This window comes from Candidatus Pelagibacter bacterium nBUS_25, from assembly GCF_051200975.1.
Classification (GTDB): Bacteria; Pseudomonadota; Alphaproteobacteria; order Pelagibacterales; family Pelagibacteraceae; genus Pelagibacter.
In genome coordinates this window covers 1085111-1101893 of record NZ_CP172846.1, presented here as the reverse complement: position 1 = coordinate 1101893, position 16783 = coordinate 1085111, and the positions used below count along the sequence as shown (strand labels likewise).

The window sequence follows — 16783 nt, the reverse complement described above, 5'->3', positions numbered from 1 at the left end:
ATCAAAACATTTCTTTTAAAAATTTTAATTTTGGCATTTTAGAGATAATTGAAAGATCTTCTAAAACACTACTTTTATTTGATAAAAAATTGATTACCGTTCTAGGAGAGCAGTTAAACATTTTAAAAAAAATTTGACCCATATCTTGTGGGTTATTTCTTAAAACTTTAAGAAAAATATTATCTAAAAATTCATATTTCTTATTGAGCGTAAACAAATTGGCACTTTGAATATTGTCCAAATTATTTCTTATATATTTAGAGTGCTCTTGAATATTAAGAAATGTGTATCCAGTGCTTAATCTAGTCATTCCTCCTGCAGTTCCAATATTGATTTGATTGTTTTTTTTATTATTATTCATATTAAACAAAGGTATAGCACCCAATTCTTTAAAATTAATTTTGTAATCTTTTATTTTTAAATTGTTCTTAATATAATGGGTTAGTTGATCATCATAATCTTGAATAGATGTATTTTTTAAATCTGAAATCCAGGTAGTTTCGACAAGAGCTTTTTTTTTTGAATATGGAAGTGTATAAAAAAAATGCACATTATTTTTTTGATCACAATCAAAATCCATTAGGTTAAAGATTTCTTCATCAAAGAACTCTTTATTTGTTTCTATTTCAAAACCCGAAAAGTGTTGCCATAAATTACCCTTATCTTCTGTTACATCCGCAACACTATTAAATATAAATGAATTATTTTTATTGATTTCATTCATATTTTTAAAAAAATGAATATTATTATTTTGCCTCAAAGAATTAACTATTTTTTCATAAAATAAACCACTATCAATCGTTTGATAGGGCGCATTGTTACAGTCAATATATTTTGTATGATTAGGAATATTGATAGTAAAATTATTCCAACTTTTTTTAATACAATCTTCAAAATTATGGGAAAAAATTTTCCAAAAAGACCAAGTTTTGTCTTTTTTATAATTATCTCTTGGTTCAATAATTGCTAAAGTTTTATTCTTTAATTTTTGGTGCAAATTTAATTCATAGGCAAGCGATAAGCCTGCGCAACCACCCCCAATAATTATATAATCAAATTCTTTCATCTAAATTTATTTCTTCATTAATTAAAAAATGATTATGTTGAATATCATCATCACTTTTATTAATCAAAAATAATTTAATTAGATCCAGTAAAGAATAAAGAGTTTCAATTATTTTTTCAAGATTGGATACATAAATTTTACCTGATCTTTTATAATTATTTAAATTTTTTTTATTTAGAATTTTATATCCAATTTTTCTATAAACTCTCCTCGCAACTAAAATAGCAAAACGTAAGCTGAATGGAATTTTTTGAATTGAGTAGAACGAATTTTCATAATAATTTTCAGCAAGTTGTATTGTAGATTTAATTTCTTCAAAATCTAAATTTATATAGGATCTTCCATTATTTAGATCTTCAACAACATCTCTGGATATGTTTGTTAATTGCATAGCTATGCCAAGGTCAATAGCTGATTTTAACGAGTTTTTTTCATTTACTTTTAGAATTTTAGCCATCATCAAACCCACTGTTCCTGCAACTCTGTAGGAATAGATTAGTAAATCTTTTTTTTTATCTAGCTTTATATTTTCTTGGATGTCAGAGTTAATCCCATCTAATAAATCATGAACTACCTTTAAGGGTATATTAAATTCACTTATAAGCCCCCACATATTCTTTATAATAGGGTCATCAAATTTCTTATTATAAAAGTTATTTTTAAATTCTAAAAATTTTATTTTTTTCTCTCTAATTGGGTCATTGTTATCAGCAATATTATCAGCTACTCTACAAAAATCATACAAAGCTGAGCATTTTAAATAAGTTTGTTTTGGTAAAAAAAAACCTGCCCAATTGAAAGATTTTGCATATAGCGATAAATAACTTCGGCTAGACATTATAAGATTTTATCTAATACCTTTGCGGAAGACAAGACACCTGGTACTCCCGCACCTGGATGTGTACCTGCTCCAACAAAGTAAAGACCATTATATATCTCTGATTTATTATGAAATCTGAAGTAGGCTGATTGAGTAAATTTTGGTTGAATGGAAAAACCAGAACCAAATTTAGTATTTAAATCTTTTTCAAAGTAATTTGGTGTTAAGTAAAAATCTTCTATAATATTTTCTCGAAGATTTGGCATTAAATCTTTTTCCATCTTATCAATAATTAAACTTTTCATTTTTTCACCCTCTATATCCCAATCAATTCCCGACTGATTGTTAGGTACTGGGACCAATACATAGAAACAATCATTACCTTCAGGAGCCATTGATTTATCCGTTGCAGTTGGTCTGTGTAAATAATAACTAATATCCTTATTTAATTTTTTTTTATTAAATATATCGTCAAGATGTTCTTTATATTTGTCACCAAACTTTATGGTGTGATGTTCAACGTTATTATATATTTTTCTAGTTCCAAAATAATAGACAAATAATCCCATGGAATATTCCATCCTATTTTTTTTCCAATTAAATAAAATTGAATTGTTAGTGTTTTCATTTAATAATTTTTCATAGACAGCTGGAGGATCAGCATTACAAATTACATTGTCAGCCTCTAAATTATATTGACCATTTATCTGCACTCCATAGATCTTACCATTCTTTGAAATTATTTTAGTAACTTCACTTTTTTTCATCACATTTATTCCAACTTCACTCATTAGTTTTTCATAACCTTTAATGATATTTCCAGTCCCACCCATTGAGTAATGTATTCCCCATTTTTTTTCTAAATATAAAATAAGCCCATAAATAGAGGTTGTGGTAAAAGGGTTTCCTCCTACTAAAAGAGGGTGCATGCTAAGCATTCTTCTCAGTCTTTCATTTTTAATATATGACGAAACTAAAGAATATACAGATTTGTAGCTTTTAAGTTTTAAAAGTGCAGGTAATTGCCGCATCATTACAAATGGTTTGTCAAAAGGAATATCTGCTAGTTCAGTAAAACCCTTATCAAAAATTTTTTTTGTAAAATTTACTAATTTTTCATAGCCTTTCACATCTTCTTTACTAATCTTTTCAATTTGGTTTTTCATTTCAGTCTCATTTCCTGAATAATCAAATTTTATTTTGTCTTCAAAAATAAATTGATACCAAATTTTTAGCGGAGAAATTTTAATATAATCTTTAGGGTCTTTTTTAAAAAGCTCAAACAATTCATTAATTAAATAAGGTGCTGTAATTACTGTCGGTCCACCATCAAATGTAAAACCATTTCTTTTAAATACCCTTGCTCTGCCTCCTAAGTCAGAATGTTTCTCTACCAATGTGACCTCGTGACCTTTAGCTCTAAGTCTAAGAGCTGCAGCAATTCCTCCAAATCCGGAACCAATAACTATAGAATTCATTTTAACAACTTATAGTTTTTTTGAAAAATTGTAAGGGTATTATGAGTTAATTTTTTTTAACTCTTCTTTAGTTTCTTCTAAATTTTTTTGAAATACTGTATCTAGTTTAGATTTGTCAATGGAGGTAGTAATAATTTTTTTAACTGAGTCTACCGCAATTTTAATTGATGCATCTTTTATCTCTTTGATGGCTGCTTCCTTCATTTGACTTATTTTATTTTTGGCTAAATTTTTTTTAATTTCGGATGATTTATGAAATTTATCATTTAATTCAATAATTAACTTATCTGAATCTTTTTTAGCTTCTTCTAAAATTTCATTGCTAATTTTTGGTGCTGTATCTAATTTATTTTGTGCATTATCAAGTAAAGTTTTTGCTTCAGTTCTTAATTTTTCACTTTCATCAATTTCACTTTTAATATCTGATATCATTTTATCTAACATCTCAGTGATTTTTTGAGGTATCTTTAGGTAAATCAGGGCTCCAAAAAAAATAACAAATGAAACTGCTACCCAAAAAGTTGCATCAATTACCATAATATTTGTCTCCACTTCTTTTAGATAGGTCATCTACAATTGCTGAAATACTGCTGTTGTTCACTTCAGCTCCTATAAGTTTTTGTATTAATTCTGATGAAGTTTCTATTGCTATCTTGTTGATCTTCTCAGCCGCACCACTTTGTAGTACTTTGATTTCTTGTTCTGCTTTAACAATTTCGTCATCAATCTGTTTATTTAGCACTTCTTTCTTTGCATTGATGTCTTTTAAAGCTTTCTCTCTAGCTTGATTAAATATATTCTTGGCCTCAAATTTACCTTTTGAAACAATTTCTTCATATTCTTTCAGCTTTTCTTCACTATTTTCTCTTTGTTTCTCTGCAGCCTCAATATTTTCTAATATTTGGGATTTTCTAGACTCTAAGTTTTCACTAATTTTAGGAAGTATTAATTTTGATAAAACTATATACAAAATTCCAAAAGTTAGTGTTAACCAAAAAATCTGAGAAATCCAAAATTCAGGATTTAATTGAGGCATACCCCCGCTTTCAGCTGCAAAAGCTTCCATAGAAAAGAGGAAGCTAAAAAATATCGACTGAAAATATATTTTTTTAATCATCAAATTTAAAATGCAAATAGAATGATTAATGCAACTACTAATCCAAATAATCCTGTTGCTTCTGCAAGTGCAAAACCTAAAAGCAAATTAGGAAATTGTTTTTGTGCTGCTGATGGATTTCTCATCGCACCTGACAAATAATTTCCAAAAATTATTCCAATACCAACACCGGCACCAGCCAACGCTATTGCTGCTAAGCCTGCCCCGATCATTTTTGCTGCTTCTAATTCCATTATATCCTCCTATGTTAATTAATGGTGTAAATTTAATGCATCATTCAAATAGATGCAGGTTAAGATTGCAAAAACATATGCCTGAAGAAAAGCAACTAAGATCTCCAAACCTGTTAACGCAACCGAAAAACTTAGTGGAAGCCATCCACCAACTATTCCAAGACTTATTACAAAGCCTCCGAAAACTTTCATCATAGTATGACCTGCCATCATGTTGGCAAACAATCTAACTGATAAACTAATTGGTCTACTTAAATAAGAAATTATTTCTATTACAACAATCAGTGGTAGCAGTACTGCAGGAACTCCACTAGGTACAAATAATTTTAAATAACCAAAACCATGTTTCATAAATCCAATAACTGTCACTCCAATAAATATAAAAGCAGCTAATATAAACGTAACAATGATGTGGCTTGTAACTGTAAAAGTGTAAGGTATCATTCCAAACATGTTACAAAAGAGCACAAACATAAAAAGAGAAAATATAAAAGCAAAGTATGGTTTTGCTTTAAGACCAGCTGTATCGCTAATCATTTTAGAGACAAAAGTATAACTAAGCTCTGCAAGAAGTTGAATTTTATTTGGTATCAATGAATTTTTTTTTGATCCAAGATTAAAAATAACTAGAATAGCAACTGAACTAATAATCATAAACAAACTTGCATTTGTAAATGAGATATCAAATGTGCCAACTTTAATTTCTGGTCCAATTCTGTGAACATTGAATTGGGTCATTGGATTTGCCATAAAATTTTATCTATTTTTGCATATTTTTTGCAGATCTAATTACGTTAGTTATTCCAGCAACGACACCCACAAAAAAAAATATTAATATAAACCAGGGTTTAGTACCAAAGGTCTTGTCAAAAATAAACCCAATAATTGTCCCAACGGCAACGGCAGATACTAATTCTGTACTTAATTTAAAGGCTGTTCCAATAGATGATGGATTATCTTTTTTATTATATAAGTTTTTCCTTAAAATCTTACTTTTTGCAATCTCTAGGCGAGTTTTTAACGGATCTTTTGGCATTTGTATAGTTTAGGCAACCATACTCTCTGCTTTTTGTAAATCAACAGCTACTAGTTGGCTAATTCCTTTTTCTGGCATTGTAACCCCGTAAAGTCTGTTCATTTTTGACATTGTCAAGGCGTGGTGCGTTACAATAATAAATTTTGTGTTTGTAATCTTTATTAGCTCCTCTAGAAGGCTACAAAATCTTGTGACGTTAGCATCATCAAGTGGTGCATCCACCTCATCTAACACGCAGATCGGAGAAGGGTTAGTTAAAAAAACTGCAAAAATTAAAGAGAGAGCAGTCAAAGCTTGTTCTCCACCAGATAATAAAGTTATTGATTGGAGTCTTTTTCCAGGAGGACTTACTAACATTTCTAAGCCTGCTTCTAATGGGTCGTCAGAGTTTACCAACTCAAGCTTTGCATTTCCACCATTAAAAAGCTTAGTATACACTTCATTAAATTTTCTATTAACTTTTTCAAAGGCCTCTATTAATCTTTCTCTACCTTTTTGATTAAGTTCGTTAATACTATCTTTTAATTTATCGATTGCAGTCACTAGATCAGAACGATCTTGCTCCATCTTTTTTATTTCTTCTTCATACTTACTTGTTTCTTCGTCAGCTTTTAAATTAACTGATCCTAAACTTTCTCTTTCTTGCTTTTTTTTATCTAAAGAATCTTCTTGATCAACAGCATTTGGTAATTCTTCAACACCATTTAAATTCGAATTTTCTAAAATATTTTCTTCTGTTAAACTAAGTTCGGAATTAATTCTATCTAGTAAATCACTTTTTCTTTTTTGTAATCCTTCAATAGTTGCACCAGAACTTGCTTTACGTTCTCTAATTTGAATTGATTGTTCTTGAATTTCATTTAGCTGTAGTCTTAAAGCTTCAATTTTTTGATCTGTTTCTTCTATGATATTGTCATTATCTATTTTTTCTTTATCAGAAATTCTTAGATTTTCAGAAATTTGACCTTTTCTCTCAGCTTGAATACTTGGTTGATTATCTAATTCTTTTAATTGTTTTGTTAATTTATTTTTTCTCTCTGTTAATTCTGCAACCATTTTTTCTGAATTTGATAATAAATTTATCCAACTTTCAATTTCAGTTTCAATAGTTTTAATTCTTTCATTACGTTTAATAGACTCATTTTTGATTGATTGATTTTTACTATATGCATCAGCGTACTTTTCTTGAAGTTGTTTAATATTTTGTGATTTTTCATTTACACTTAATAACTCTTCTCTTGATTTTTCATTTTTTAAGTCATTTAAGAAGTTATCAAGTTCCATGTTGCATCTATCTAAAAGAGTAACAGCCTGATTTATTTCATTACTATCTATTAATTGTTTAACTCTATCAATAGAGTTTTTAACATTCTTTATTGGGCCAATGCTTATATTTAGTGTTCCTTCAGCAATATTGTTAACTACTTCATCAACAGCTTTTTGTTCCTCTTTAAGTTTGTTTTTAGCTTCTTCTAACTCGTCATTGGATAGTTTTTCAGTTTCAAAATACTTTGAATCTACTTCTATTAAATCACTTTTTTCTTCTTTAAGTCTTTTTTCATTAGAATTTGCATCTATTATAATACCTCTTTCTCGTGTGATATCTTCATCAAGGGTTTGAAGAGATTTTTTAATAGCTTCAATTTCATCTTGTGTTCTCGTATTTTCTTCATCTAAACTTTGTAGTTCCAAGTTTAATCTTTGAATTTTAGATAAATTTTCAATATTTTTTTCTCTAAGTGGAGAAACTTTATCTATTGCCGTTTTAATTAAATTTTCCAGCTCAGATATTTTGCTATTAAAACCCTCAACTTCACCTCCAGCCTCACTATTAATTTCATTTTCTATTTGTATTTCTTTGTCTATTTCTATTAATTTTAAATAATAAAGTCCTGCTTCTATTTTTTTAATTTCATCTGTAATTAATTTATATTTTGTTGCCTCCTCAGCTTGTTTTTGAAGATTAGCTAATTGTTTTTCCTGTTGTCTTCTAAGTTCATCAGCTCTTTTAAGATTATTTTCTGCAGCTCCCAACCTTAGTTCAGCTTCGTGTCTTCTTACATGTAACCCAGATATTCCCGCAGCTTCTTCTAAGATAGCTCTTCGATCTGTTGGTTTTGCAGTTACCAAGGCTCCTATACGACCTTGGCTAATCATTGAAGGTGAGTGTGCGCCAGTTGATAGATCAGCAAAAAACATTTGAGCATCTCTTGCTCTTACTTCTTTATCATTAATATAAAACTTGGAACCTTTGTCTTTTTCTATTTTTCTTCTGACACTTATCTGATCAAGTTCACGGTATTGAACTGGTCCTTCGTTATTTTTATTTTCTACATCAATAGAAACTTCAGCAATGTTTTTGGAAGCTTTGTTCGACGTCCCATTAAATATTACATCCTCCATGCCAGAGCCACGCATACTTTTTGCAGACGTTTCTCCCATAGCCCATCTTAAAGATTCAACAATATTAGATTTTCCACATCCATTAGGGCCCACTATTCCAGTTAAACCCTCTTCAATTAGAAAATTCGTTTTATCAGCAAAAGATTTAAATCCATTTAATTGGATTTTTTTAAACTCCATGCCTTAACTTATATCAGTTTTTCTAGAGCTTTTTTTAAATTTTTATAATTAAGAGTTTTTTCGAATTTTTTATTATTAATTACTATCGTAGGAGTAGCATTTACTTTAAACTTTTTAACTCCATCAATTCGATCATTTAAAACAAAATCTTCTATTTCTTTGTTATTTATGCATTTTTCAAAATTAATATCAAAACTTTGGCTAATTAAAAATTTTTGAAGATTTTTATTTGCTTCCTCTACAGAATTACCCTTTACCCATTTTTGCTGGTTAGCAAACAAACTATTCAAAATTTCCGAATCACCATCATTTTTACATTGTGAAACTTTAGAGGCATTAAATGCAGCTACATCTAATGGAAAGTGTCTGAATTCAATTTTAGCCAGACCAGTATCAAGATATTCTTTTTTAAGCTGGGGATATACATCTTTGTGAAAACTTGCACAATGACTACAAGTCAAAGACTCAAACGCGATTATAGTAATTTTTGCATCTTTATTGCCTACAAATATTCTTTTTATTTCCTCTGCATTAATACTCGAGGTAGTGCTAAAAATTATAATTATAAGAGTTAAAAATTTTTTCATTTTTTTTTAAAGACCTTAGTTAGTTCGATAAGTGATTTTTTAATTTTTTCATTCTTAACATTATTAATCTGATCTTGGTATTTATTAATTGCGTCATTTTGGCGAGAAGTGTTTGTTTTAATAAAAATTTTTTGCTCATCATCAAAGCTAATAAATTTAAGTTTTTCAACTACTGAGTAACCAAAAAAACTATTCATTTTATCCATTATATCTTTTTTTGAATATTCCATATCAACTTCATGACCTCTTTTAACCATTATCAATAAAGTGCTTACTCCAAATTTATTTGAATTTTTAAATGTTTTTGGATAGCAAACTTTAAACAAATTCTCACCAACAATGTACTTCCAGTTATTTAAAGTTTCAGAATAAATATGTCCTTTTTTATTTATGATTTTTTTTACATTCTTTGGCAAAGTGTCTTTAAATGATCTTAGGCCTTGAATGGTTTTATTTCTCTGCTTAGTATTATCTTTAAATTGCATATGAAAGAATTGATAATAACAAATAAAATTCTTAATTGGTATGATTTAAATAAAAGATCATTACCTTGGCGAAAAAAAACTTCATCTAAAAAAAAACAATATTATACATTGGTTAGTGAATTTATGTTGCAGCAGACACAAGTTGCAACAGTGATTCCGTATTTTAATAGATTTATTAAAGAAATTCCCAATTTAGAAAGTTTAGCAAATTGCGATAATCAAAAACTAATTAAACTTTGGGAAGGTCTTGGGTATTATTCAAGAGTTAAAAATCTCAAAAAAACTGCACAAAAAGTTATTAAAGATTTTAATCAAAATTTACCTGATAATTTTTTAGATCTTAAGTCACTTCCTGGTATTGGAGATTATACAGCAAGTGCAATTTTAGCTATCGCATTCAATAAACCTATTATTCCCTTAGACGGTAATATTGAAAGAGTGTTGAAAAGATATCTTTATTTAAAAAATGAAAATGAAATTGAAAAGAAAAATTTAATCAAACAAAAAACTTTTTTGGGCACATCTGCTAGAGCTAGTGATTATGCTCAAGCATTGATGGAATTGGGGGCATTAATATGCAAGCCCACAAATCCTTATTGTGAAAAGTGCCCTATAACAAAAAAGTGTAAATCATTTATAAAAAAAGATTTTAAATTGTCTAAATTTAAAAAAAAAAACAAAGAAAAATATTTTTTACTTAAGGTTTATAAAAAAGATAATAAATATCTATTAGTTAAAAACAAAAATTTTAATTTTTTAAAGAACTTTAATATTTTTCCAATGGAGGAATTAATCAAGCCTAAAAATTTTAAACAAAATTTAAATTTTAAAATGTCTAATATGAATATGAGTATTAAAATTCAAAATGATAAGATTATTAAGCCAATCCCATTTTCTTATTGGATTGATCCTAAAAAATTAAAAAACTACACTTTGCCAACTTTTACAAAAAAAATTGTTACTTATCTGGAAAACTATAAATGAAAAAAATTGCAATAATTGGAGCGGGTATTTCAGGTTTGTTTATTGCAAATTTATTTAAAGAAAATCCCAATTATCACGTCACTATTTATGAAAAAAATAGTTCTATTGAATCGGATGAGGGGTATGGAATACAGTTATCTAATAACAGCATTAAGCTTCTCAACAGAATTGGATTTAATTCTTTAGACAATAAAGACAAATTTAACCCAGAAAAAATTGATTTTTATGAACTTAAGCAACAAAAAAAAATATGTGATCTTAACATTTCAGAATTTAATTCTGAAGATTGCAAGTATACAGCACTTAAGAGATCTAAATTAATTAAATTTTTAAAGGATAGGCTGGATATTAATTTATTAAAATATAATCATAATATTTCAAAAATTGAAAAAAATAATGAGCAAATAAATTTAATTTTTAACGAAAATAACAAAGTAATTTGTGATCATTTAATTATTTCTGATGGTGTTTTTTCTAAAGGAAAATCATTAATTTCTGACAATAAAATAAAACCAGTTTTTAATAATTCCATTGCGATTAGAGGAAATATCTCAAGAAATAAACTCAATGAGTTAAATGAAAAAAATATTTCTTTATTTATGGGTCATAATTTTCATTATGTAATTTATCCGGTTAATAACAATAATGAAGCATTCAATTTTATTGGAGTTTTAAAGTATAAATTAACAGCAAATGAGCTTGAAAATTATAGTCTTTTTAAAGATGTGACTTTCTTTGAAGGTATTAAAGACAATTTACAAAGCAAAACTTCCTCAACTATTTTAGATCATCTTACAAATATTAAATGTTTTCCAATATTTGTAAGCAAAGGTTTTGTTAAACCTGGGAAAAATATTTTCTTAATTGGTGATGCATTTTATGCTTTTCCACCTTCATTTGCACAAGGTGCTTCTCAATCGATTGAATGTGGTTCAGAGTTGTTTGACTGTATCACAAATAATAAAAATAATTTTTATGATAATAGAATTTTAAAAGTTAAAATGATTAATAATAGATCAAAATTAAATCAATTTGCTTTTCACTTATCTAACCCAGTCATAGTCTTTTTAAGAAATATTAGCTTAAAGATATTAACTAAAAATAAGAGATTCTTGGAAAATTATTTAGGTAGAATTTATAAAAATTAATTTTTAGAAATTAATCGTTGTCTTAAATAATCAATTGGATAGGTTCTTCCGTTAATATCACAATGCCAATAAGTCCAACCATTGCAACTTTCTGCACCTAAAATAGTTGCCGCAACTTTATGAATAGATCCTTCTGCTTGATTATGCTTAATGCTTCCATCAACCATTATTCTCGCAGTAATTTTTTTTTTGTTATCAAAAATATTTGTACCTGGTTTAATTATACCTAGCTCTACTAATGAACCAAAAGGTATTCTTGGTTTAGATCTATTATTTTTCAAAGTATCTAAGAAATCATCCTCAATAGGTTTGGTATTTTTTAATCTTTGTTTGGCAGCTTTAAAATATGTTTTTTCTTTTTCTATACCGTAATAATTTCTACCCAATTTTTTTGCAACTGTTGCTGTTGTACCTGACCCTAAAAAAGGATCTAAAATTAAATCATCTTTATTTGATGAAGCGAGTAAAACTCTATGTAATAGTGCCTCTGGTTTCTGTGTTGAATGTACTTTTTTTCCATTTTTTTTTAATCTTTCAGTTCCATTGCAAATTGGCAGATTCCAGTTAGATCTCATTTGAAGATCATCGTTTAAACATTTTAAAGACTGATAGTTAAAAGTATATTTTGATTTTTCACTCTTAGATGCCCAAATTAAGGTTTCATGAGCATTAGTAAAACGCGTTCCTCTAAAATTAGGCATTGGATTATTTTTATTCCAAATGACATCGTTTAATATCCAAAATCCTAGATTTTGAATTGCTGTTCCTACTCTAAATATATTATGATAGCTTCCTATCACCCATAGCGCTCCATCCTTTTTTAAAATTCTTTTACACTCTGCTAGCCAAGCATATGTAAATTCATCATATTTCTTAAAATTTTTAAATTGATCCCACTTATCGTTCACAGCGCTAACTTTAGATCTATCTGGTCTAATTAATTCATTTTTTAATTGTAAATTATATGGAGGATCTGCAAAAATTAGATCAAAAGTTTCGCTTGGAATATTTTTTAACTCCTCAAGACTATCTCCATTAACAATTTTATTTTTGAATTCAGTATTCATTTATATAAAATAATTAGACTCCAAATGGATTCCAGCGTCAACCTGAGATTGAATTATTTGGATTCGTTTTGTGCTGACTTAATATTGGGCAACTAGATATTGTGTGTCTTTAATTTAGATAACGGAGAAAAGGTTTTCCTGTGATGCTTATTTATTCCAAGTTTTTTAATAGCTTTTAAATGTTGTTTAGTTCCATAACCAAAATTTTGATCCCAACCGTAACCTTTATTCTTGCTTGCCAATTTAGTTATGAATTTATCTCTAGCAACCTTAGCAACAATGGATGCTGCAGAAATAGAAGGAATTTTTTGGTCACCTTTAATTATTGCTTTTAAATTATAATTTTTTAAATAAGGAATTTTATTTCCATCGATTAAAACTTGTGTAGGTTTTTTTTTAAGTTTTTTAATTGCTCTTTTCATTGCAAGCAAGCTTGCTTGTAGAATGTTGATTTTATCTATTTCTCTAACTGATGCTTTACCAATTACCCAAATAGAATTTTTTTTTATATATTTTGATAATAATTCTCTTTTACCTTTAGTAATAGTTTTAGAGTCTTTTAATAACTTTTTATTAATATCTTTATTTAATATTACAGCAGCTGCATAAACTGGCCCCATTAAACTTCCTCTTCCAACTTCATCGACACCAGCTATTATTTTCATTTAAACAATTAAGAGGTAGTAAATTAGTAGTCCAACTAAAATTCCTTTTATAAAAGAAATCCATAGAAGGCCATAATTAGAGATATTGAGTTTTTCTTTCCACCAATAAACATATCTTTTATGTAATTTAATCATATAAATTTAAATAATAATTTTCATGTCATTAATTTTCTGTTTAATTTTTTTTAAATCTTCCCAAGAATATTTTTTATTTTCTGGAAATCTAATTAAATAGGATGGATTAAATGATATCATCACTGGGTAGGTCTTATTTTTTAATATTGTTTCTTTCCATTTGCCTCTTTCAGAAGATATTTTACTATTAATACCTGTTACAGCTTCCATTGCTGAGCTGCCCATAAGAATAATAATTTTTGGGTTAATAATAGAAATATGCTTTCTTAAGAAAACTGAGTATCTTTTAATTTCTTGTGTAGTAGGTTTACGATCTTCTGGAGGTCTAAAATTTATAGCATAACTACAATAAATATTTTGTTTTTTTATTTCTATTGCGAGCAGCATTTTGTTTAATAAGTCTCCAACCTCACCTTTAAATGTTGTACCAGATTTGTCTTCTTCAATTCCTGGGGCCTCACCAATTAACATAATTGAACTATTGATATTTCCATCTCCAAGGACAAGATTTTGAGAATTATCTTTTAAATTACAATTTTCGATTGAATTTATTTGTTTTTTTAATTCTTCTAGTAGCTCAGCTTTATTTGTTTGATTGCTGTCATTGCTATTTTCGATAATGTTAAATCTATTTATTGGCTTATCTTTAAATACAAAGTTAGGCTCAATAGTATTTATTAATTCCTCGTCGAATTTGCCTTTTTGATTTATCACTTTTTTAGTCATACAATGATTAAATGTTTAATAAACTAATAAAACTAATAGTAGTTTTAGGGTTATTCTATCAGACGTCTGTATATTCTAAAAGTGCTAGTTTTAATGATTTCAATTCAAGAGATCTATCAAATTATTTTTCAGGAATTATTGCCTTTGAGAATAACGATAATTCTGATGCATTAAAATTTTTTAATGCTTCTAAGGTACTACTTAATAAACATGATGCATATTTAAAACGATATGCTTATTCTTTGGTTCTGGAAAATAAAGTTGCTCAAGCTATTAATGTAATAAAAAATGGTAATAACAAAAGTAATTTAGATTTTTTTGATGCATATATTCTTTTAATAGCTGATAGCTTAAAAAAAAATAATTTAGATCAAGCTGAAAAATATTTAAATTTAAGTTTAAAATTTCAAAATGAAAATAGATTTAATTTAGTAATATTTGAAACTTTAAGACAATACCTTCATACATTTAAAAATAAAAAAATTTTAATTAATAAAAAAAACTTTGGTAATATCTCTATCATAAACCAAGCATTTCAAAGATGCTATTTGAAAAAAGAAAACACTAGATCATCTTTTTTAAATTTAATAAATAATTCTGATGGAGATTATTCAAGATATATATTTTTTTATATCAATTATTTAATTGAGAACAATCAAATTGAGGAAGTAAAGGCAATCGCTGATCAACTTGAATACATAAATTCTACACTTCTGTTGTCCCAAAGTAAGAGTTGGGTGGAAAATAAAAAATTTAAAGAGTTTGGTAAAATTTTTTCATGCAATAACCATAATGACATAATTGGTGAATTTTTATTTTTAATATCAAATCTTTATTCATCTCAGGATGATATTGAAAAATCCAATTTTTATCTAAATCTTTCAAATTACTTAAATCCAAAATTCATTTTAAATTCAACACTTGCAGCTGAAAACTTTTATCTTAACGACGAATATGACAAGGCTAAAAAAATTCTAAAAAAAATTGATAAGCAATATGAATTTTATTATTGGTTTAGAGTAAAAAAAGAAGCTCAGATAATTATCAAAAATAAAGGATATAATGAGGGCATAAACTTTATAAGTTCAAAGTTTAGTAAAATTAAAAATCCGAATGTGAAAATGGTTTTTGATATTGCAAACTTTTACAAAAATTCAAAAAATTATGAAAAAGCAATTGAATACTACACTGAAATCATCTCATCTTTGAGTGTCAATTCGGAGATTAAATCTGATTTATTGTATAGGAGAGGTGGTAGTTATGAGCGATTGGGTAATTACCAAAAAGCAGACGCAGATTTAAAACACTCACTTGAAATAAATCCAGATGACGCCTATGTTTTAAATTATTTGGCATATTCATGGTTAGAACGTGATTATAAAAAAGATGAAGCAATGCAAATGTTGGAGAAAGCTTACACTTTAAGAAGTAATGATCCTTATATTACGGACTCAATAGGGTGGGCGCATTACTTGATAAAAAATTATAACGAGGCAGAAAAATATATAAAAAAAGCAGTTGAACTAATGCCTGAAGATCCAACTGTTAACGATCACTATGGTGATATTTTATGGAAATTAAATAGGAATATTCAAGCAAGATACTTTTGGAACTACGTTTTAAAATTAGATGACACTGATGAAGATATTAAAGAAAAAATAAATATTAAAATTATAGAAGGCCTCAATAATTCTTAAATGAAAATTTATGAACTTAAATCGTTTGCTAAAATAAACTTAGCTTTGCATGTTACGGGTAAACTAATTAGACTACATAAGATTGAAAGTATCATAAAGTTTATACAATTGCATGACTTAATTACAATTAAGAGAATTGACAGCAATAAACATAAAATTTCTTTTAGTGGAATTTTTTCTAGAAATATTAAAAAGGATAACACTGTTGATAAATTATTTAAAATTTTAGATGACAAGAAATTATTAAATAATAAAAAATTTGAAATAAAAATTCAAAAAAATATTCCACAGGAAGCAGGCCTAGGTGGTGGGTCAATGAATGCAGCAACTATTTTAAATTTTTTGATTAAAAAAAAATTTGTCAAAATTAACCAAAAAAAAATTTTACAAATAACAAATTTAATTGGTTCAGATGTGATTTTAGGTATAGTTCAAAAAAGTACTATTTTGTCATCCAGTGGAGGTATTAAAAAATTTTTAAAAAGTTCTAATTTTTATATTTTACTTGTGCGTCCAAATTTTGGATGTTCTACAAAAAAAATTTATTCAGGTGTAAAAAAGTTTAGTAAACCAGTATTGAGCAATCCAAATAAGAATATGTTAAATTTAAGATTTTTATTAAAACAAGAAAATGCTCTAGAAAAAGTTGCATTTTCAAAATATCCAAAACTAAAAAAATTAAAATCTTTTATGGAAAATTTAAACCAACCTCTATTTGTGAGAATGACAGGCTCTGGGTCGGTAATAGTTGCGTATTATCAAAATAATCAAGATTGTGAATTAGCCAAAGTTAAATTTAAAAGAAAATTTAAAAATTATTGGTGTAATGCATCGAAAACTATATAAATATTATTTTTTTATGTTATATGAAAACAATATTGGGGCGTAGCCAAGTGGTAAGGCACTGGTTTTTGGTACCGGCATCCTAGGTTCGAATCCTAGCGCCCCAGCCAAAT

The 16783-nt window shown here is 27.4% G+C and carries 18 protein-coding genes and 1 tRNA gene; 5 read left to right on the top strand and 14 right to left on the bottom strand.

The annotated features are described in order from the left end of the window. Window position 1: 1 nt before the first annotated feature. Genes ACIJYH_RS05875 through ACIJYH_RS05825 form a run of 11 tightly spaced genes read right to left on the bottom strand, consistent with a single transcriptional unit; the run spans window position 2 to window position 9405 of the window. Window positions 2-1066: a lycopene cyclase family protein gene (locus ACIJYH_RS05875; protein ID WP_435162679.1), complete on the bottom strand. Its 1065-nt coding sequence runs from the start codon at window positions 1064-1066 to the stop codon at window positions 2-4. After that, window positions 1053-1904, bottom strand: a complete 852-nt coding sequence (locus ACIJYH_RS05870; RefSeq protein WP_435162678.1) for a phytoene/squalene synthase family protein — start codon at window positions 1902-1904, stop codon at window positions 1053-1055. The genes ACIJYH_RS05875 and ACIJYH_RS05870 overlap by 14 nt, the downstream gene beginning before the upstream one ends. Next, on the bottom strand, window positions 1904-3364 hold the full coding sequence (gene crtI, locus ACIJYH_RS05865) for a phytoene desaturase family protein (RefSeq protein WP_435162677.1): 1461 nt from the start codon (window positions 3362-3364) through the stop codon (window positions 1904-1906). The genes ACIJYH_RS05870 and crtI overlap by 1 nt, the downstream gene beginning before the upstream one ends. Window positions 3365-3403: 39 nt before the next feature. After that, window positions 3404-3934, bottom strand: a complete 531-nt coding sequence (locus tag ACIJYH_RS05860) for a F0F1 ATP synthase subunit B family protein (RefSeq protein WP_435162676.1) — start codon at window positions 3932-3934, stop codon at window positions 3404-3406. Next, complete coding sequence (locus tag ACIJYH_RS05855; protein WP_435162675.1) at window positions 3891-4481, bottom strand: F0F1 ATP synthase subunit B family protein; 591 nt, start codon at window positions 4479-4481, stop codon at window positions 3891-3893. The genes ACIJYH_RS05860 and ACIJYH_RS05855 overlap by 44 nt, the downstream gene beginning before the upstream one ends. 5 nt (window positions 4482-4486) lie before the next feature. Further along, window positions 4487-4714, bottom strand: coding sequence for a F0F1 ATP synthase subunit C (locus tag ACIJYH_RS05850; RefSeq protein WP_006997791.1), 228 nt, complete (start codon window positions 4712-4714; stop codon window positions 4487-4489). A gap of 18 nt (window positions 4715-4732) precedes the next feature. Next, window positions 4733-5464, bottom strand: coding sequence for a F0F1 ATP synthase subunit A (locus ACIJYH_RS05845; RefSeq protein WP_435087961.1), 732 nt, complete (start codon window positions 5462-5464; stop codon window positions 4733-4735). Window positions 5465-5474: 10 nt separating this feature from the next. After that, the gene (locus tag ACIJYH_RS05840) at window positions 5475-5750 is read right to left on the bottom strand and encodes an AtpZ/AtpI family protein (protein ID WP_435087959.1); all 276 of its coding nucleotides are present in this window, start codon (window positions 5748-5750) and stop codon (window positions 5475-5477) included. 9 nt (window positions 5751-5759) lie between these two features. Beyond that, the gene (locus ACIJYH_RS05835) at window positions 5760-8333 is read right to left on the bottom strand and encodes a chromosome segregation SMC family protein (protein WP_435162674.1); all 2574 of its coding nucleotides are present in this window, start codon (window positions 8331-8333) and stop codon (window positions 5760-5762) included. 8 nt (window positions 8334-8341) lie between these two features. Continuing rightward, on the bottom strand, window positions 8342-8920 hold the full coding sequence (locus ACIJYH_RS05830; RefSeq protein ID WP_435162673.1) for a thioredoxin domain-containing protein: 579 nt from the start codon (window positions 8918-8920) through the stop codon (window positions 8342-8344). Continuing rightward, a complete protein-coding gene (locus ACIJYH_RS05825) occupies window positions 8917-9405 on the bottom strand; it encodes a DUF721 domain-containing protein (RefSeq protein WP_435162672.1) in 489 nt (162 codons plus the stop codon). Before ACIJYH_RS05825 ends, ACIJYH_RS05830 begins: the two co-directional genes overlap by 4 nt. Between ACIJYH_RS05825 and ACIJYH_RS05820 the strand changes: the two genes are divergently transcribed. Both ACIJYH_RS05820 and ACIJYH_RS05815 read left to right on the top strand, forming a co-directional pair. Further along, window positions 9406-10389, top strand: coding sequence for an A/G-specific adenine glycosylase (locus tag ACIJYH_RS05820; RefSeq protein ID WP_435162671.1), 984 nt, complete (start codon window positions 9406-9408; stop codon window positions 10387-10389). It abuts the gene before it with no gap. Beyond that, entirely contained in the window at window positions 10386-11537 is a 1152-nt protein-coding gene (locus tag ACIJYH_RS05815) for an NAD(P)-binding protein (RefSeq protein WP_435162670.1), read from the top strand. The genes ACIJYH_RS05820 and ACIJYH_RS05815 overlap by 4 nt, the downstream gene beginning before the upstream one ends. On the opposite strand, the gene ACIJYH_RS05810 is transcribed toward ACIJYH_RS05815, so the two are convergent. The 3 genes from ACIJYH_RS05810 to ACIJYH_RS05800 form a co-directional block, all read right to left on the bottom strand. Further along, window positions 11534-12604, bottom strand: coding sequence for a site-specific DNA-methyltransferase (locus ACIJYH_RS05810; protein WP_435162669.1), 1071 nt, complete (start codon window positions 12602-12604; stop codon window positions 11534-11536). The genes ACIJYH_RS05815 and ACIJYH_RS05810 overlap by 4 nt on opposite strands. A gap of 92 nt (window positions 12605-12696) precedes the next feature. Further along, on the bottom strand, window positions 12697-13269 hold the full coding sequence (locus tag ACIJYH_RS05805; protein WP_435162668.1) for a ribonuclease HII: 573 nt from the start codon (window positions 13267-13269) through the stop codon (window positions 12697-12699). A 141-nt stretch (window positions 13270-13410) separates the two neighbouring features. Beyond that, on the bottom strand, window positions 13411-14130 hold the full coding sequence (locus ACIJYH_RS05800) for a uracil-DNA glycosylase (RefSeq protein WP_435162667.1): 720 nt from the start codon (window positions 14128-14130) through the stop codon (window positions 13411-13413). A gap of 11 nt (window positions 14131-14141) precedes the next feature. Here ACIJYH_RS05800 and ACIJYH_RS05795 point away from each other — a divergent pair, with 11 nt between their 5' ends. From ACIJYH_RS05795 to ACIJYH_RS05785, 3 genes are all read left to right on the top strand, one after another. Continuing rightward, window positions 14142-15827: a tetratricopeptide repeat protein gene (locus tag ACIJYH_RS05795; RefSeq protein WP_435162666.1), complete on the top strand. Its 1686-nt coding sequence runs from the start codon at window positions 14142-14144 to the stop codon at window positions 15825-15827. Beyond that, window positions 15828-16673, top strand: a complete 846-nt coding sequence (locus tag ACIJYH_RS05790; protein WP_435162665.1) for a 4-(cytidine 5'-diphospho)-2-C-methyl-D-erythritol kinase — start codon at window positions 15828-15830, stop codon at window positions 16671-16673. 33 nt (window positions 16674-16706) lie between these two features. Continuing rightward, a tRNA-Gln gene (locus tag ACIJYH_RS05785) sits at window positions 16707-16780 on the top strand. Window positions 16781-16783: the final 3 nt, after the last annotated feature.

Excerpts from the sequence above, each read along its gene's own strand:
- ACIJYH_RS05860 (WP_435162676.1), bottom strand. The coding sequence starts at position 3,934 with ATGACCTATCTAAAAGAAGTGGAGACAAATATTATGGTAATTGATGCA.
- ACIJYH_RS05850 (WP_006997791.1), bottom strand. The coding sequence starts at position 4,714 with ATGGAATTAGAAGCAGCAAAAATGATCGGGGCAGGCTTAGCAGCAATA.
- ACIJYH_RS05840 (WP_435087959.1), bottom strand. The coding sequence starts at position 5,750 with ATGCCAAAAGATCCGTTAAAAACTCGCCTAGAGATTGCAAAAAGTAAG.
- ACIJYH_RS05815 (WP_435162670.1), top strand. The coding sequence starts at position 10,386 with ATGAAAAAAATTGCAATAATTGGAGCGGGTATTTCAGGTTTGTTTATT.
- ACIJYH_RS05820 (WP_435162671.1), top strand. The coding sequence starts at position 9,406 with ATGAAAGAATTGATAATAACAAATAAAATTCTTAATTGGTATGATTTA.
- ACIJYH_RS05875 (WP_435162679.1), bottom strand. The coding sequence starts at position 1,066 with ATGAAAGAATTTGATTATATAATTATTGGGGGTGGTTGCGCAGGCTTA.
- ACIJYH_RS05855 (WP_435162675.1), bottom strand. The coding sequence starts at position 4,481 with ATGATTAAAAAAATATATTTTCAGTCGATATTTTTTAGCTTCCTCTTT.
- ACIJYH_RS05795 (WP_435162666.1), top strand. The coding sequence starts at position 14,142 with ATGTTTAATAAACTAATAAAACTAATAGTAGTTTTAGGGTTATTCTAT.
- ACIJYH_RS05800 (WP_435162667.1), bottom strand. The coding sequence starts at position 14,130 with ATGACTAAAAAAGTGATAAATCAAAAAGGCAAATTCGACGAGGAATTA.
- ACIJYH_RS05835 (WP_435162674.1), bottom strand. The coding sequence starts at position 8,333 with ATGGAGTTTAAAAAAATCCAATTAAATGGATTTAAATCTTTTGCTGAT.
- ACIJYH_RS05810 (WP_435162669.1), bottom strand. The coding sequence starts at position 12,604 with ATGAATACTGAATTCAAAAATAAAATTGTTAATGGAGATAGTCTTGAG.
- ACIJYH_RS05870 (WP_435162678.1), bottom strand. The coding sequence starts at position 1,904 with ATGTCTAGCCGAAGTTATTTATCGCTATATGCAAAATCTTTCAATTGG.
- ACIJYH_RS05805 (WP_435162668.1), bottom strand. The coding sequence starts at position 13,269 with ATGAAAATAATAGCTGGTGTCGATGAAGTTGGAAGAGGAAGTTTAATG.
- ACIJYH_RS05845 (WP_435087961.1), bottom strand. The coding sequence starts at position 5,464 with ATGGCAAATCCAATGACCCAATTCAATGTTCACAGAATTGGACCAGAA.
- ACIJYH_RS05825 (WP_435162672.1), bottom strand. The coding sequence starts at position 9,405 with ATGCAATTTAAAGATAATACTAAGCAGAGAAATAAAACCATTCAAGGC.
- ACIJYH_RS05830 (WP_435162673.1), bottom strand. The coding sequence starts at position 8,920 with ATGAAAAAATTTTTAACTCTTATAATTATAATTTTTAGCACTACCTCG.
- crtI (WP_435162677.1), bottom strand. The coding sequence starts at position 3,364 with ATGAATTCTATAGTTATTGGTTCCGGATTTGGAGGAATTGCTGCAGCT.
- ACIJYH_RS05790 (WP_435162665.1), top strand. The coding sequence starts at position 15,828 with ATGAAAATTTATGAACTTAAATCGTTTGCTAAAATAAACTTAGCTTTG.